This is a genomic window from Sulfuricystis multivorans (assembly GCF_003966565.1).
Lineage (GTDB): Bacteria > Pseudomonadota > Gammaproteobacteria > Burkholderiales > Rhodocyclaceae > Sulfuricystis > Sulfuricystis multivorans.
Map to the genome: position 1 here is coordinate 824638 of NZ_AP018718.1, position 14721 is coordinate 839358.

General features: G+C 64.2%; 16 protein-coding genes. 10 read left to right on the forward strand and 6 right to left on the reverse strand.

Going from position 1 to position 14721, the window contains the following annotated elements:
* Positions 1-33 precede the first annotated feature (33 nt).
* Positions 34-1071 carry a phosphoribosylformylglycinamidine cyclo-ligase gene (gene purM, locus EL335_RS04115; RefSeq protein WP_126444377.1) on the forward strand — a complete coding sequence of 346 codons (1038 nt, stop codon included), beginning with the start codon at positions 34-36 and terminating at the stop codon, positions 1069-1071.
* Here the strand turns inward: purM and EL335_RS04120 are convergent, their stop codons facing one another.
* Positions 1072-1815 carry a flagellar brake protein gene (locus EL335_RS04120; RefSeq protein ID WP_126444378.1) on the reverse strand — a complete coding sequence of 248 codons (744 nt, stop codon included), beginning with the start codon at positions 1813-1815 and terminating at the stop codon, positions 1072-1074.
* The gene (gene miaA, locus EL335_RS04125; RefSeq protein WP_284155487.1) at positions 1812-2807 is read right to left on the reverse strand and encodes a tRNA (adenosine(37)-N6)-dimethylallyltransferase MiaA; all 996 of its coding nucleotides are present in this window, start codon (positions 2805-2807) and stop codon (positions 1812-1814) included. The genes EL335_RS04120 and miaA overlap by 4 nt, the downstream gene beginning before the upstream one ends.
* 48 nt (positions 2808-2855) lie before the next feature.
* Between miaA and EL335_RS04130 the strand changes: the two genes are divergently transcribed.
* Positions 2856-3089, forward strand: a complete 234-nt coding sequence (locus EL335_RS04130) for a DUF3567 family protein (RefSeq protein WP_126444380.1) — start codon at positions 2856-2858, stop codon at positions 3087-3089.
* Positions 3090-3099: 10 nt separating this feature from the next.
* Here the strand turns inward: EL335_RS04130 and mutL are convergent, their stop codons facing one another.
* Entirely contained in the window at positions 3100-4941 is a 1842-nt protein-coding gene (mutL, locus tag EL335_RS04135; protein WP_126444381.1) for a DNA mismatch repair endonuclease MutL, read from the reverse strand.
* 29 nt (positions 4942-4970) lie between these two features.
* Here mutL and EL335_RS04140 point away from each other — a divergent pair, with 29 nt between their 5' ends.
* The 7 genes from EL335_RS04140 to EL335_RS04170 are packed head-to-tail and all read left to right on the forward strand — an operon-like array spanning position 4971 to position 11262.
* Positions 4971-5621 carry a DedA family protein gene (locus tag EL335_RS04140; protein WP_126444382.1) on the forward strand — a complete coding sequence of 217 codons (651 nt, stop codon included), beginning with the start codon at positions 4971-4973 and terminating at the stop codon, positions 5619-5621.
* Positions 5618-6307: a hypothetical protein gene (locus tag EL335_RS04145; protein ID WP_284155443.1), complete on the forward strand. Its 690-nt coding sequence runs from the start codon at positions 5618-5620 to the stop codon at positions 6305-6307. Before EL335_RS04140 ends, EL335_RS04145 begins: the two co-directional genes overlap by 4 nt.
* A 7-nt stretch (positions 6308-6314) precedes the next feature.
* Entirely contained in the window at positions 6315-6950 is a 636-nt protein-coding gene (gene purN, locus EL335_RS04150) for a phosphoribosylglycinamide formyltransferase (RefSeq protein ID WP_126444383.1), read from the forward strand.
* Positions 6951-6957: 7 nt separating this feature from the next.
* Positions 6958-8178 (forward strand): DUF3108 domain-containing protein, encoded by a 1221-nt coding sequence (locus EL335_RS04155; protein WP_172600026.1) that lies wholly within the window; start codon positions 6958-6960, stop codon positions 8176-8178.
* Positions 8175-9437, forward strand: coding sequence for an RsmB/NOP family class I SAM-dependent RNA methyltransferase (locus tag EL335_RS04160; protein ID WP_126444385.1), 1263 nt, complete (start codon positions 8175-8177; stop codon positions 9435-9437). The genes EL335_RS04155 and EL335_RS04160 overlap by 4 nt, the downstream gene beginning before the upstream one ends.
* A complete protein-coding gene (locus EL335_RS04165) occupies positions 9434-9982 on the forward strand; it encodes a phospholipase D family nuclease (RefSeq protein WP_126444386.1) in 549 nt (182 codons plus the stop codon). Before EL335_RS04160 ends, EL335_RS04165 begins: the two co-directional genes overlap by 4 nt.
* On the forward strand, positions 9979-11262 hold the full coding sequence (locus EL335_RS04170) for a mechanosensitive ion channel family protein (protein ID WP_126444387.1): 1284 nt from the start codon (positions 9979-9981) through the stop codon (positions 11260-11262). The genes EL335_RS04165 and EL335_RS04170 overlap by 4 nt, the downstream gene beginning before the upstream one ends.
* Positions 11263-11292: 30 nt before the next feature.
* Here EL335_RS04170 and EL335_RS04175 read toward each other — a convergent pair whose 3' ends face one another.
* A complete protein-coding gene (locus EL335_RS04175; protein WP_126444388.1) occupies positions 11293-12276 on the reverse strand; it encodes an SLAC1 anion channel family protein in 984 nt (327 codons plus the stop codon).
* A gap of 184 nt (positions 12277-12460) precedes the next feature.
* On the opposite strand from EL335_RS04175, the gene EL335_RS04180 reads away from it, so the two are divergent.
* The gene (locus EL335_RS04180) at positions 12461-13795 is read left to right on the forward strand and encodes a sigma-54 interaction domain-containing protein (RefSeq protein ID WP_126444389.1); all 1335 of its coding nucleotides are present in this window, start codon (positions 12461-12463) and stop codon (positions 13793-13795) included.
* A gap of 429 nt (positions 13796-14224) precedes the next feature.
* Here the strand turns inward: EL335_RS04180 and rpmG are convergent, their stop codons facing one another.
* Both rpmG and rpmB read right to left on the reverse strand, forming a co-directional pair.
* Positions 14225-14395, reverse strand: a complete 171-nt coding sequence (rpmG, locus tag EL335_RS04185; protein ID WP_126444390.1) for a 50S ribosomal protein L33 — start codon at positions 14393-14395, stop codon at positions 14225-14227.
* Positions 14396-14412: 17 nt separating this feature from the next.
* Complete coding sequence (rpmB, locus tag EL335_RS04190) at positions 14413-14649, reverse strand: 50S ribosomal protein L28 (RefSeq protein ID WP_126444391.1); 237 nt, start codon at positions 14647-14649, stop codon at positions 14413-14415.
* Positions 14650-14721: the final 72 nt, after the last annotated feature.

Here is a 14721-nt window from a genome sequence, read left to right on the forward strand (position 1 = left end):
TCCTCCCGTTTCGTTCTCAGCCGGCCTTCGACCATGAATTCCTCTTCCCCCTTGACCTATCGCGACGCGGGTGTCGATATCGATGCCGGCGACGCGCTGGTGGAACGCATCAAGCCGCTTGCCAAGCGCACACTGCGTCCCGAGGTGCTCGGCGGCATCGGCGGCTTCGGTGCGCTGTGCGATCTGCCGAAGAAGTATCGCGAGCCGGTGCTGGTCTCGGGCACGGACGGCGTCGGCACGAAGCTCAAGCTCGCCTTCCAGCTCAACCGCCACGACACCGTGGGGCAGGATCTGGTCGCGATGAGCGTCAATGACATCCTCGTGCAAGGGGCGGAGCCTTTGTTTTTTCTCGACTACTTCGCCTGCGGCAGGCTCGACGTCGGCACCGCGGCATGGGTGATCGGAGGCATCGCGAAAGGCTGTGAGCTCGCCGGCTGTGCGCTGATCGGCGGCGAGACGGCCGAGATGCCCGACATGTATCCCCCCGGCGAATACGATCTGGCCGGCTTCGCCGTCGGCGTCGTCGAGAAAGCGAAGATCATCGATGGCCGCTCGATCGTGCCTGGCGACGTCGTGCTGGGCCTGGCTTCGTCCGGGGCGCATTCGAACGGCTATTCGCTGATCCGCCGCATCGTCGAGCGCGCGCAGCCGGACATGGCGGCCGATTTCCACGGCCGGCCGTTCGCCGATGCGCTCATCGCCCCGACGCGCATCTATGTGAAGTCTCTGCTCGCCTTGATGGAGCGGCTCACGGTGAAGGGCATGGCGCATATCACCGGCGGCGGCATCACCGGCAACGTGCCGCGCGTCCTGCCGGAGAACGTGACGGCCGTCATCGAAAGAACGGCATGGCCGCTGCCGCCACTGTTTGAGTGGCTGCAGCGCGAAGGCAATGTCGCCGACGACGAGATGCATCGCGTCTTCAACTGCGGCATCGGCATGGTGGTGATCGTCGCCGCCGAGGATGCCGAGCCGGCCGCGGAATTCCTCATTGCCGCCGGCGAGACCGTTTATCGGCTGGGCCGTATCGAAGCGCGCCGGCCGGGGCAGGCGCAGACGCTGATCATCTGATCAGCTGCCGCCGAGCCGGGCGCGTTCCTCGCGCTGCTCCTCGGTGATGAAGTGCTGGAGCAGATGTTCGTCCTGACGGGGCAGATCGACGAAACGGCAGCCGATACGCCCCACCACCTTGTTGCCGCGTTCGAGCGGTCCGACGTTGCGCACTTCCAGATTCACGACGAGCCGCTGGCCGTCGCGGAATTCGATCAAGGCGCCCGGCAGCATCTGGCCGACTTCGAAGGGTGGGTGCGGATCGGGCATTTCCATCGCCAGCCCGCCGACGCTGATGTCGATCACGGGCAGTTGCAGCGGCGTCTGACCCTCCGGTGCAGGCAGCGTGCAAGTCGGGCGTCGGGTGATCGGCAGCACAAGGCGGAAGAACTCGCGCCGCTGCAGGCGGGTATAGCGCTGCGGCAACTGGGTGACGAAGGCGCGCCGGCCCTGAAAGACGGTCTCATGAACCGCGCCAGTCATGAACTGGTTTTTCACTCCATGCGGCGCGCAGACGAAAAAGTTGCGCTCGCTCTTGAGTAGTTTCTGGTTGGTTTCTTCGCTGCCGCCCCAGTCGAAGATCAGCCGGTCGTGGTCCTCATCCACCGCGAGCAGCACGGTGAGGAACATGTCCTTGCCCTCGTTGAACACGACGCTGACCCGTTCCCCGTCCATGATCAGCTGATGCAGATAGAAGAGGATTTCGCGACGATGGTTCGTGCTGTATCTTTCGAGCTCTTCGGCCGGAATGGACTGAACGGTCATGGGTTGGGACGGGGCGCTTGTTCCAGATGGGTTTCGATTGCCGACAGTATTCTGGCAGTCGTCAGCGCATCGCTGAAGGCCGATTCGAGGTCGAATTCATGGTCAATTACACCCGCATCCCGGAAGGCGCGCAGCCAGGTGAGCTGCCGCTTGGCGAACTGTCGCGTGGCGAAGATGCCGCGCTCGGCGAGTTCCCGGGCGGGTAGCCGTCCCTCCAGCATTTCCCAGACCTGGCGGTAGCCGACGCAGCGCATCGAAGGCAAGTCGGCGCAAAGCCGGTAGCGCGCACGCAATGCCTCGACCTCGCCGATGAGACCCGCGGCGAGCATCGCGCGAAAGCGCCGGGCGATGCGCTCGTGGAGGACATGCCGTTGCGGTGGGACGAGTGCGATCGTCAACAGCCGGAAGGGCAGGGCATCCCTCTCCTGCCGTTGCCAGAAGTCGCTCAAAGGCCGGCCGGTGATCCGCAGCACTTCGAGCGCGCGCTGGATGCGCTGGCTGTCGGTGGGCGCCAGCCGTGCGGCGGTTGCCGGATCGTATTTCGCCAATTCGGCATGGAGCGCCGGCCAGCCTCGACGTGCGGCCTCCTGATCGATCGCGGCGCGCAATCCCAGATCGGCCTGGGGCAAGTCGGCGAGCCCTTCGCTCAAGGCCTTGAAATAGAGCATCGTGCCGCCGACCAGCAAGGGCACCTTGCCGCGCGCGACGATCCCGGTCATCACGCGCAACGCATCGCTACGGAACTGTGCGGCCGAGTAGCGTTCCTCGGGGGTGATCAGGTCGATCAGATGATGCGGAAAATGTGCCAGCGTCTCGCGGTCCGGCTTCGCGGTGCCGATGTCCATGCCGATGAACACCTGCGCCGAGTCGAGGCTGACGATCTCGACCGGAAAGCGGCGGGCGATTTCCAGCGCCAGCTCGGTCTTGCCGCTCGCAGTCGGGCCGATCAGGGCGATGACGGCAGGCAGGGCGGGATGCGTCGCGGTTGAAATCGTCACGTCGATGCCCATTTACGAGACAAGCGTTCTGAAGGAGGTCGTATGAACATCCTGTTCAACAATCCGCAGCTGTATCTGATCGATTATCCGGGCATCGATGCGCTCGAAATCCTCGACAAGCGCAATGGCCGGATCGGATTGCTGCGCGGCGCGGTCGCAAAGCGCATGCGCGAGGAATTCAGGGAGTTCCTGACCCGGCCGCATGATGAAGAAGAATACGAAGACTTCCTCGCCGCTCATGATGCCATCCTCTTCCAGCCGGTTTCGCTGCATTGACACTTGAGAATCAGCGACCGCGCATGAACAGCCGGTCCAGATCGGCAAGCGTTAGCTGCACCCAGGTCGGGCGGCCGTGATTGCATTGGTCGGCGCGTTCGGTTTGCTCCATCGCGCGTAACAGCGCATCCATTTCCGGCAGAGAAAGCTGCCGGTGGGCGCGCACTGCGCCATGACAGGCAAGCCGGGCGAGGATTTCGTTGCGATGCTGCTCCGACACCTGGCTGGCCGGATGTTCGGCGAGATCATGGAGCAGCGCGCGCACCAGTGCCACGATGTCGCCGTCGGCAAGAATCTGCGGCACGGCCCGCACCGCGAGCTGTTGCGGGCCGGCGGGCGCGATTTCGAAGCCGAGTCGATCGAGTGTCGCCGCATGTTCCTCGACGCAGGCAAGCTCGGCCGCGCTGGCAAAGATCAGCACTGGCACGAGCAGCATTTGCGTGGCTGGCCGGGCATCGGCGGCCGCCTTCAGTTTCTCATAGAGGATGCGTTCGTGGGCGGCGTGCATATCGACGATCACGAGCCCCTTGGCGTTCTGCGCCAGGATGTAGATGCCGGATAGCTGGGCGAGCGCATGGCCGAGTGGGGGAGCGGTGATATCGACGGTCGAGGCTGGATGAGCGGTAGCTGCAAACGCCCGTTGCACGAATTCGAGATAGGCGGCCGGGGAAGGTTCGCGTACGGAGAAACTCGTCTGCTGCGGCATGAATGTCGGCGCTGGCGGAAATGAGGGCGTCCCGCCGGGCGCCGACTCGCTCCGGAAAGTCGGCGCTGGCGGAAATGAAGACGTCCCGCCGGGCGCCGACTCGCTTCGGAAAGTCGGCGCTGGCGGGACGGCACGCATCGGGGCTTTAGCGCCAGCCAGCGGTTCGGCCAGCGCACGCTCGAGGGCATGGAAGACGAACCGATGCACAGCCTGGCCGTCGCGGAAGCGCACTTCCGTCTTCGCCGGGTGGACATTGACGTCGACTTGCGCCGGATCGATGTCGAGGAACAACACCCAGGCCGGCTGCAGCGCGCCATGCAGCACGTCGGCATAGGCGGCACGTGCCGCATGGGAAAGCAGCTTGTCGCGCACGAAGCGGCCATTGACGAAGAAGAGCTGCTCGGCGCGCGTATTTTTCGCATAGGCAGGCAGCGCGGCGAAACCGGTCAGCCGCAGCGGCCCGGCCTGGGCATCGAGCTTTCGCGCGTGAGCGAAGAACGCCTCTCCCATCAGATCGCGGGTGCGACGCGAAAGATCGGTCGGCGGCAGGCGGCGGCGCATCTGGCCGTTGTGGGCGAGGGTGAAGCCGACCTCGGGACGTGCCTGGGCCATACGCGCCAGCACCTCGTCGCAGTGCGCGAACTCGGTGGCCGTGCTCTTCAAGAACTTGCGCCGCGCGGGGGTGCTGAAGTAGAGGTCGGCGACCATCACCACCGTGCCGGCGGAAAGCGCCGCCGGTTTTGGGGCGCCGCCCCGAGCGAGCGTCTCGGTATCGAGCTGCCAGGCGTGCGGGGCCTCTGCCGTACGGCTGGTGAGGTTCACCCTGGCGACCGAGGCGATCGAGGCCAGCGCCTCGCCACGGAAACCGTAGCTTCCGACGCGCTCGAGATCATCGAGCGTGGCGATCTTGCTCGTCGCATGGCGGGCGAAGGCGAGCGGCAAGTCGTCGGCTGCGATGCCGCAACCGTCGTCGGCGACGCGGATTAGCTTGACGCCACCTTCTTCGAGCTCGACGGCGATTTTCGTCGCGCCGGCATCGAGGCTGTTCTCGATCAGCTCCTTGAGCACCGAGGCGGGCCGCTCGACGACTTCGCCGGCGGCGATCTGGCTGATCAGGAGATCGGGTAGGGGATGAATGCGGGCCATGAGCCTGCGCATTGTAAACTGCGCCGATCATGGAGATCCTCGGACAATTCCTCGACATCGTCCTGCATCTGGATCGGCATCTCGCACTACTGGTGGCGGAATACGGCGTGTGGATCTATGCGCTGTTGTTCGCGATCGTCTTCTGCGAGACCGGCCTGGTGGTGACGCCCTTCCTGCCGGGCGACTCATTGCTGTTCGTCGCCGGTGCGCTCGCGGCGGCCGGCGGCATGGACATCGCGGTCCTGATCGCCGCATTGCTGTCGGCTGCGGTGCTCGGCGACAACACCAATTACTGGATCGGCCGCTGGGTCGGCAGCCGCATCCTGCGCTGGGGCGAGGGCTCGCGCTTCTTCAACCGCGCTGCCTACGAGAAGACGCACGCTTTCTACGAGCGCTATGGCCCGCTGACGATGACGATGGCCCGCTTCGTGCCGCTGGTGCGCACCTTTGCGCCGTTCGTCGCCGGCGTCGCGCGGATGACCTATGCACGCTATTTCGCGTTCGACCTGCTCGGCGCCGTGCTGTGGGTGTTTTCGCTGACGCTGGCCGGCTACTGGTTCGGCAACCTGCCGCTGGTGAAGAACAACCTGTCGCTAGTGATCGTCGGCATCATCCTCGTCTCGGTGATGCCGATGGCGATCGGCTGGCTGCGCGCGCGGCTTGCCGCGGCCCGCCAATGAAACGACGCAGTTTGTTGCTGGCCATTTCGTGCGCGACGCTTTCCGGCTGCCTGTCGAGTCCGGGACAGCTCGTCAAGACCGATGTCGATCGCGTCGCCGACCTGCATCGGCGCGAGGTGTTTGCCAGCCTTAGCCGTCTGGCCGACAAGCTCTACCGGCGCAATCCGCGCGAGTGGAAGAAGGGCGGCCATTTGAGTCGCGAGGCGGCGCTGGCGAAATTGATGGATCGAGAGCGGCTGGGGCAGTCTCCGGAGCCGGAAGGTCGGCGCGGCACGGCGCTGCTGCTCGCGGGCCTGCGCGAGGATTATCCGCATGACCGCGTCGCTGCGTTCATCGGCGGACTGAACACGATGCTCTTCGACGCCTTCGACGGCAAGACCGAATTTTTCATTCTCGACGAGCTCGATGCCCAGCGGCTCTACAATGCGGCCCGCAACGTCGAGATCGCTGCCTGGAAGCTCGCCCAGGCGCGCCGTAGCCAGCCCGAGGGCGAGCTGCCGGCAGGCACGCCGCTTCTGCTGTCGAACGAGATGGGGCCGATCCAGAATCTCAGTTTCGAACGCGAATTCGGCCGCCTGATCGGCAGCCTCGACATCCTGGCGCAAATCGTCGCCGACAAGACCAACCGCACCGTCGTCAAGGTGGTGCACAGTTTCGCCACCGCCGTCTTCCTTCCCGTCAAGTGAAGCGCTCATGAAACCTTATGTGATCCTCATCTCCGGCCGCGGCAGCAACATGCAGGCGCTCCTCCAAGCCAGGTTGCCCGGTCAATGCGTTGCCGTGATCAGCAACCGTCCGGAGGCGGCCGGCCTTGCCTGGGCCGCCGACCGGGGCGTGCCGACGCGCATCGTCGATCATCGGCGATTCCCTGCCCGTGAAGCCTTCGATGCGACGCTGGCCGAGGAAATCGAAGGCGTGGGCGGCGAGCTGGTGTTGCTCGCCGGCTTCATGCGCATCCTGACACCGGGCTTCGTCGAACGCTTCGCCGGTCGCTTGCTCAACATCCATCCCTCGCTGTTGCCCGCCTTCCCCGGTCTCAATACCCACGAGGCGGCGCTGGCCGCCGGCGTGCGCCTGCATGGCTGCACGGTGCATTTCGTCACCTCCGCACTCGATAGCGGGCCGATCATCATCCAGGCCGCCGTGCCGGTGCTGGCGGGAGATACGCCGGACAGTCTCGCCGCGCGCGTGCTCCAACAGGAACACATCATCTACCCGCAGGCCGCGCGAGCGGTGCTCGACGGTCGTTGCCGGCTCGAAAGCGGCCGAGTCGTCTGGGATGACGATGCCACCTCCGCCGATCTCGCCCTGCGGGTTCCCGCACAGTAGTCCTTCGATGCTGCCGTTCTGGCTGGCGCTGGCCGCCTCGCTGATACTGCATGTCGGCGCCTTGCTTGCGCCGGGGTGGTCCTTGCCGGAGGAAGGCGAGAACGAACTACCTCGCCTCGAGGCGACCTTGGTGTCGGCGCCCATGACGCCAGCGTCACCCCGGGCGGCGCCGTCTGCCAAGAAACGCCCGCGCCCGAAAGCACAGCCCCCCGCCGCACCGGCTGCATCGACCCAGCCGCAGGCAAGTCCGCCGGCCGCCCATCTGCCGGAGCCTGAGCCGGCCCCTGCAGCGCCTCCAGCGCCCAGCGAACCGGAAATCCTGCCCGCCGACACTGCCACGGCAGCACCGGTCACCGAGCCTCTTTCGCCTGCCGGGGGTGCCGTCCCGCCAGCGCCGACTTTTCGGGATGAGTCGGCGCCCGGCGGGACGTCTTCATTTCCGCCAGCGCCGACTTTCCGGGACGAGTCGGCGCCCGGCGGGACGTCTTCATTTCCGCCAGCGCCGACTTTTCGGGATGAGTCGGCGCCCGGCGGGACGTCTTCATTTCCGCCAGCGCCGACTCATCTGATTCGCTGGCCCGAAAGCGGCCGCATCGTCTATCAGGTGACGCGCGGCGAGCAGGGGTTCGTCATCGGTCAGACCGAGCAACGCTGGGAGTGGGGCGATGCTCGCTATTCTCTGCAAACCATCGCCGAAACCACCGGCCTCGTCGCGTTGTTCCGGCCGGTGAAGGTCGTGCAGACCAGCCGCGGTGGTTTCGATGCCGCCGGCGTGCGGCCAATGGAGTTTACGGTCGAGCGCGAGGGGCGTGAGAGCGAGCGTGTAACATTCGAGCCAGAGGCGGGGCGCGTCGTGTTCAGCCGTGGCGGCAGCGCCCCGTTCGTGGCGGGGGCACAGGATCTGCTCTCGGTCTTCTTTCAGCTCGCCGGACTGCCGCTCGATACGCCGGAATATGCCGTCAGCGTGGCGACGACACGCAAGCTGGCGAACTACCAGGTCAGGGTGGATGAGGCGTCCCAGCTCGAAACGCCGCTGGGAACAAGGCCGGTGCGCCATCTGACGGTGCTGGGCCGCCCCAATGAAGATGTCACCGAGCTGTGGCTGGATGAGCAAACGCGCCTGCCGCTGAAAATCCGCCATCGCGACCGCAAGGGCGAGGTCTTCGACCAGGTCGTCATTGCCATCGAACCTGGATTCCCCTTTGCCGACACGGACCTGCCACGATGAGCCCCCTCTCTTTTCGCCTGATCGACCTGACGGTCGAAGCCTGCCGCGAGTTGCGGCAATTCCGCCAGCCAGCCGATATCGTGCTGTCGGCGTTTTTCCGCGCCCACCATTGTGGGTCGCGCGAACGCGCCTTCATCGCCGAGGCGGCCTATGCGCTGTTGCGCCGCCTGCGTTCGCTTTCGGCCTGGGTCGGCCCGCAAGCCGATGCCCGGCAACTCGCGCTCGCGGCGCTGGTGCGCCATCGCGGCATCAGCCTGCGCATGCTGGAGGCGGCGCTGCCGAAACAGGACGCTGAATGGCTCGCTGCCTTGAAGGCGCAGCCGGAGCCGGCGCTGACGCTCGGCGAACAGACCGATCTACCCGACTGGCTGATCGAGCGGTTGAGCGCCCTGATCTCGCAGCCCGAACTCATTGCGATCGCCCGCGCGCTGAATCAGCCGGCACCGCTCGATCTGCGGGTAAACATCCTCAAGGCGCGGCGTGACGATGTGCTGGCGCGTTTGGCGACGGAAGGCATCGCGGCAAAGCCCTGTCCTTTTGCGCCGCACGGCATCCGCCTCGAGGCCAAGCCGGCGCTGGCCAAGCACCCGCTGTTCCTCGACGGCAGCATCGAGGTGCAGGACGAAGGCAGCCAGCTGATCGGCCATCTCGTCGCACCGAAGCGTGGCGAGATGGTCGTCGACTTCTGTGCCGGCGCCGGCGGCAAGACGCTGCTCATGGGCGCGCTGATGCGCTCGACGGGGCGGCTGTATGCCTTCGATGTTTCAGAAAGGCGCCTGGCGAAACTCAAGCCGCGGCTTTCGCGCTCGGGGCTTACCAACGTCCATCCGATCGCGATCGCGCACGAAAACGACGTGCATGTGAAGCGGCTGGCCGGCAAGTGCGACCGCGTGCTGGTCGATGCGCCCTGCTCGGGCCTGGGCACGCTGCGGCGCAATCCCGATCTGAAATGGCGGCAGACGCCGCAGGACATCCTCGAGCTGACCGCCAAGCAAGCGGCGATCCTGGCGGCCGCGGCGCGACTCGTCAAGCCCGGCGGGCGGCTCGTCTATGCCACCTGCAGCCTGCTGCCCGAAGAGAACGAAGCCATCGTCGATGCTTTTCTCGCCAAGGAGCCGCAATACTCACGGCGCCCTGCCGGCGAGATTCTCGCCGCACAGGGCATCCACATCGAACTTGCCGGTGCCGACCTGCAGCTTATGCCTCACGTTCATGGCACCGACGGCTTTTATGCCGCAGTGCTGGAGCGGGCGAAGTGAAGGCGTGGCTCATCATTACCCTATGGCTGCTGGCACCGGTGGTCGCCGCGGTCGAAGTGCCGGCGACAGGCCGCATCGAGGTGTTGTTTACGCCCTGGGACGACGCCGAAGGCGCGCTGCTGCGGGTGATCGATGCGGCGCAGCGCAGTTTGCACGTGCAGATGTTCTTGCTCAGCAGCCGCAGCATCGCCCGGTCGCTCATCGCCGCCCATGGGCGCGGCGTCAATGTCGAGGTGCTCGCCGACTACGAGATGGCCATGAAAGGCGAGAATTCGCAGGTGGCGAAGCTCGCTGCCGCCGGCATCGCGGTCTATCTGGAAACCCGCTATGCTGCTGCACACAATAAAATCCTACTCATCGACGTCGACAGTGATCATCCCGTGGTCATTACCGGCAGCTACAACCTCACCTGGTCGGCACAGGCGCGCAATGCCGAGAATCTCTTGATCCTGCGCGACAATCCGGCGCTGGCGCGGGTCTATTTCGCCAACTGGCGGCGCCATCGCGCCGATGCGCTGCCCTTCGAAGCAAAGGTATTTCCATGAGCGCCCCCCTCGCAGAACCCTTCGGCAAGCTGCTGTTGGATCTCTGGGACGATCTGCAGCAGCCCGAGGTCGGCTGGCAGATCGCCGTGTTGGCCGGCTGTTTCTTGCTCGCCTGGCTGTTCGATCGTTGGGTGCATGCGCGCTTTGCACATTCGGGCGCGATCGAAAACGTCGCGCGCCGCTTCGGCCAGCGGGGATTGAAGCGCATCGGCCTACCCGCGGCGATGCTGCTGCTGGTGCTCGCCGCGCGCCCGCTGCTCGCGCACTGGCATCACGTGAATCTGCTCAACCTGGCGGTGCCATTGCTCCTCTCGCTGCTCATCATCCGCGCGGTGATGTTCGTGCTGCGCCACACATTCTCGGCGGCGGCCCCTTGGTTGGCGGGCTTCGAACGCAGCTTTGCGCTGCTGGTGTGGACCGTGGTGGCGCTGCACATCCTCGGTCTGCTGCCGCAATTGGTCGCGCTCCTCGAAGACGTCGGCTTCACGCTCGGCAGCACGCGGCTCAATCTCTGGCTGATCCTGCAAGGGGCTGGCGCGGTACTGACGACGCTGCTGGTCGCCTTGTGGGCCGGGGGATTGATCGAAGCGCGGCTGATGGGTGCGCAAAGCCTCGATGGCAATCTGCGGCTGGTGCTGGCGCGGCTGGCGCGGGCGCTCCTGGCCGTGCTCGCGGTGTTGATCGCCTTGCCGATGGTCGGCATCGATCTGACCGCGCTGTCGGTGTTCGGTGGCGCCTTGGGCGTCGGTTTGGGCTTCGGTCTGCAGAAGATCGCCGCGAATTACGTCTCCGGCTTCATCATCTTGCTCGATCGCTCGATCAAGATCGACAACCTGATCGAGGTCGATGGCCGGCGCGGCGTGGTCAGCCGTATTACGACGCGTTACACGGTATTGCGCGGCATGACCGGCATCGAAACGATCGTGCCCAACGAGATGCTGGTCAGCTCGGTGATCAACAACGAAACCTTCAGCGATCCGAAGGTGCGCATCAGTACCCAGGTGCAGGTCGCCTACGACAGCGATCTGGAAAAAGCGCTCATGATCCTCGTCGAGGCGGCGCAGGCCCAGCCGCGCGTGATCACTGATCCGCCGCCGAAGGCCTTCGTGGTGCGCTTTGCCGATTCGGGCATCGATCTCGAACTGGGTTTCTGGATCGCCGATCCCGCCGAGGGCACGCTGCAGATCAAATCGGACATCCATCGCGCCATTTGGCAAGCCTTCAAGGAAGCCGGCATCGAAATTCCCTTCCCGCAGCGCGAGGTGCGGCTGCTGCAATGAAACTCGACGCTCGTCGGACGGCACCCGCTCTCATTCGGGCACGCAGATCTCGCCGCGCATCACCGCCAACGCGGTACGCAATGTCAATAGCAGCAGCACCAGGCTCAATACGATCAAGAGCAGCCAGGACAGGCCGACGAAAAATCCCGAACCGTGTTCGGCCATGATCAGCGTGGCGATGGTGATCGCGGCGAGCGGGAAGGAATAAGCCCAGGTCGAAAGAAAGAAGCGCAGGCGGAAGAAACGCAGCGCATTGCTGGCGAGCAGCAGCGTCAGAAACAAGGCGACGCTGTAGAGGATCTGGGCGAACGCGTCGATCTGGCCACCGGTAAGTTTCAACCAGGCGATGAAGCCGACCGCCGGCGGCGCGATCAGGATGAACAGCGTCGGTGTCAGGCGCTCGGGCAGCGGCTCATGGAAGAACAGCCGGTTCATCACGATGGTCAGCAGCACGACCCAGAACACGAGGCCGATGCTGAAAAAGAACCACGAGATCGCCGCTGGCGCGAAAGTGACGCCACCCACCGGCACGATCACATTGCCGACGATGGGAATGAACCAGGCGGGGTTGACATGCTTGATCTCATAGCGGGTGTGGTGGATCCAGCTGCTCATCACGAACAGCGTGAATGCCAGGTGCAAGACGGCGCCGACGCTCCAAAACCCAAGCGCTAGGCTTGCTTGCGATTCGGTAAAGGTGACGGCGAGCAGCAGCAAGGAAATCGAGATCGCCGGAAAGAAATTGAGCCGGATCGGATTCGAGAATTCCTTCTTCACGGCCTCCCAATGCGAGACCATCTTGGCCAGATAGCCGAGTCCGACCATCACGAACAGGACGAGCGCCCACCATTGCAGGGAAATACCGATCCCGGCCGGCAGGCCGAGCACGTGGCCGGCCTTCTTCCAGGCGATGGCGAGGCCGCTGGTGCCCATTACCGTGGCGAACAGGGGGATCGGATAGTGGGCGAGGCGGGAGTGGGGCGCGGAAGGGGTTGCAGGGCTGGGGTTCGTCATTGGCTTTTTCCCTTTTGATTTTGTAGCGACTTCGATGGGGGGATCGAATTATATTAGCGAATGCTTAAGCACGCTTGAGCAAGTTGTGTTCCAGCGGAAAAAAGCTTTCCCAATCGGCGCACAGAGCAGCGCTGCTGTCATTCATGGCACAATGGGCAATGAATCGCTGACAGATTGACATGCCATGATTTCGCATCCGCTCGCCGAGTTGATTTCCTATCTCGATACCTTGCCCGAGCCGCACATCCTCTGCGACCGGGATTACCGCATCCTGGCGGCGAACAAGGCCTATCGTCGCAATTATGGCGGCGGGCATGCGATCGTCGGTCAAACCTGCTATGCCGTTTCCCATCGCTATCCAGCCCCATGCGACAAGGCGGGTGAGACCTGCCCGCTCAAGCAGAGCCTCGCCTCTGGCCAGCGCGAACGCGTGCTGCATCTACACCATACGCCGGAAGGCGAAGCCTATGTGAATATCGAACTTGCACCGGTGCGCAACGCGCAGGGCGAGATCGCCTATTTCGTCGAGAAGATGGAAACGCTCGGCGTGTCTCAGGGCTTGCCCGATGCGCGCGCGCTGGTTGGGCGAGCGCCGGCGTTCCGGCGCATGCTCGAGCTCGTGGCGCGGGTGGCGCCTTCCGATGCGACGGTGATGTTGCAGGGCGAATCCGGCACGGGCAAGGAACTGGTGGCCAAAGCGATCCACGATGCCAGCCGGCGCGCCAGCCGGCCTTTCGTCGCGGTGGATTGCTCCGGTTTGACCGAAACCTTGTTCGAGAGCGAATTGTTCGGCCACGAGAAGGGCTCCTTCACCGGTGCCGCGTCGCGGCGCATCGGTTTGGTCGAGGCGGCTTCCGGCGGGACCTTGTTTCTCGACGAGCTCGGGGACATCCCGCTGGGGCTCCAGGTCAAATTGTTGCGATTGCTGGAAACCGGTACCTTCCGTCGCGTCGGCGCGAGCGATTTCCTCAAGGCGGATGTGCGGCTGATTTCCGCGACCCACCGGAACCTGCGCGCGATGATCAGTGAGGGACGTTTCCGCCAGGATTTGTATTACCGGTTGAATACCTTCCCGATCCATCTGCCGGCGCTGCGGGAGCGGATCGAGGACGTGCCGCTGCTTGTCGAAGCCTTGTTGGCGCGCGTGGCGCCCGGGCGCAGCCTGCACCTCTCGGAGGAGGCGCTTGCCTGCCTGATGGCCTACGACTATCCCGGCAACGTACGCGAACTGCGTAACGTGCTCGAACGCGCGACCCTGCTGTGTGATGGCGATGTGATTCTGCCGGAACATTTGCCGCCCGAGCTGATCCACGGTGGCGATCCGGCCACGCGCTCCGGCGGCCCTGTCGTTGTCGCCCGGACTCTGGAAGACATCGAAGACGAGGCCTTGCGGCGGCGGCTGGCGGCTCACCACGGCAACCGGAAGTCGCTGGCGGCCGAGCTGGGGATCAGCGAGCGAACGCTGTATCGCCGTCTGCAAAGGATCCGCGAGAAGAACGAGATTGGCAGTGTGACATGAATTGGCAGTCATCGCTGCCAAAATGGCATGAGCGATCGGCTCTTTTTCTTCGGCTTCTGCAGGCTCGTTTCTTTATCTATCTGTTTTTAAGTCAATTATCTTGACGAGAGCCGATCTGGCACGCCTTTTGATATAGAAAGCAGTGAAGCGGTGCTTTGCATTGGGTCGCTGGTAAGTTAGAGCGCCAAGTCCCCCCTGATCTTGGTTTCTCTTGACGAACCTCCTCCTCCTCCAATGTGCTTGTCGGGATCTTCCCTCAGGCTCGACAAGCAGGTAATCCAGCGACTCGCACCGCTTCTTTTTTTCCTGCCCAGAAAACAAAAACGCCAGCGATGGTTCGCTGGAAGAAAAAACGCCAGCGGTGGTTCGCTGGCGTTGTGGCCTTCCATTCCGCGCGCCCGGCAGGGGAGCGGACTGTCCGGGAATGGCTTACTTGAGCTTCACTTCCTTGTAAAGCACGTGCTTGCGTGCCTTCGGGTCATATTTCATGAACTCGAGCTTTTCCGGCGTGGTGCGCTTGTTCTTGCTAGTGGTGTAAAAGTGCCCCGTGCCCGCAGTGGATTCGAGCTTGATTTTTTCACGTCCGCCCTTGGCTGCCATGATTGCTGACTCCTGTCTCAAACGGCCTCGCCGCGTTCGCGCAGCTCGGCGAGAACGACGTCGATGCCTTTCTTGTCGATGGTGCGCAAACCCGCGTTCGAGACGCGCAGGCGCACCCAGCGGTTTTCGGATTCGACCCAGAACCTGCGATTCTGCAGGTTGGGTAGATAGCGACGCTTGGTCTTGTTGTTGGCGTGGGAAACGTGGTTACCCACCATCGGGGCCTTGCCCGTCACTTGGCAAACGCGGGACATGGTTGTCTCCAGAAAACATCGATTGCTTAAAAGCCGCACATTTTAGCCGACCGGCGGGGGGCGGGCAAGTGT

Excerpts from the sequence above, each read along its gene's own strand:
- rpmG (WP_126444390.1), bottom strand. The coding sequence starts at position 14,395 with ATGGCAGCCAAGGGCGGACGTGAAAAAATCAAGCTCGAATCCACTGCG.
- EL335_RS04120 (WP_126444378.1), bottom strand. The coding sequence starts at position 1,815 with ATGACCGTTCAGTCCATTCCGGCCGAAGAGCTCGAAAGATACAGCACG.
- EL335_RS04160 (WP_126444385.1), top strand. The coding sequence starts at position 8,175 with ATGAGCCCCCTCTCTTTTCGCCTGATCGACCTGACGGTCGAAGCCTGC.
- rpmB (WP_126444391.1), bottom strand. The coding sequence starts at position 14,649 with ATGTCCCGCGTTTGCCAAGTGACGGGCAAGGCCCCGATGGTGGGTAAC.
- purM (WP_126444377.1), top strand. The coding sequence starts at position 34 with ATGAATTCCTCTTCCCCCTTGACCTATCGCGACGCGGGTGTCGATATC.
- EL335_RS04175 (WP_126444388.1), bottom strand. The coding sequence starts at position 12,276 with ATGACGAACCCCAGCCCTGCAACCCCTTCCGCGCCCCACTCCCGCCTC.
- EL335_RS04155 (WP_172600026.1), top strand. The coding sequence starts at position 6,958 with ATGCTGCCGTTCTGGCTGGCGCTGGCCGCCTCGCTGATACTGCATGTC.
- EL335_RS04145 (WP_284155443.1), top strand. The coding sequence starts at position 5,618 with ATGAAACGACGCAGTTTGTTGCTGGCCATTTCGTGCGCGACGCTTTCC.
- mutL (WP_126444381.1), bottom strand. The coding sequence starts at position 4,941 with ATGGCCCGCATTCATCCCCTACCCGATCTCCTGATCAGCCAGATCGCC.
- EL335_RS04130 (WP_126444380.1), top strand. The coding sequence starts at position 2,856 with ATGAACATCCTGTTCAACAATCCGCAGCTGTATCTGATCGATTATCCG.
- EL335_RS04180 (WP_126444389.1), top strand. The coding sequence starts at position 12,461 with ATGATTTCGCATCCGCTCGCCGAGTTGATTTCCTATCTCGATACCTTG.
- EL335_RS04140 (WP_126444382.1), top strand. The coding sequence starts at position 4,971 with ATGGAGATCCTCGGACAATTCCTCGACATCGTCCTGCATCTGGATCGG.
- EL335_RS04170 (WP_126444387.1), top strand. The coding sequence starts at position 9,979 with ATGAGCGCCCCCCTCGCAGAACCCTTCGGCAAGCTGCTGTTGGATCTC.
- purN (WP_126444383.1), top strand. The coding sequence starts at position 6,315 with ATGAAACCTTATGTGATCCTCATCTCCGGCCGCGGCAGCAACATGCAG.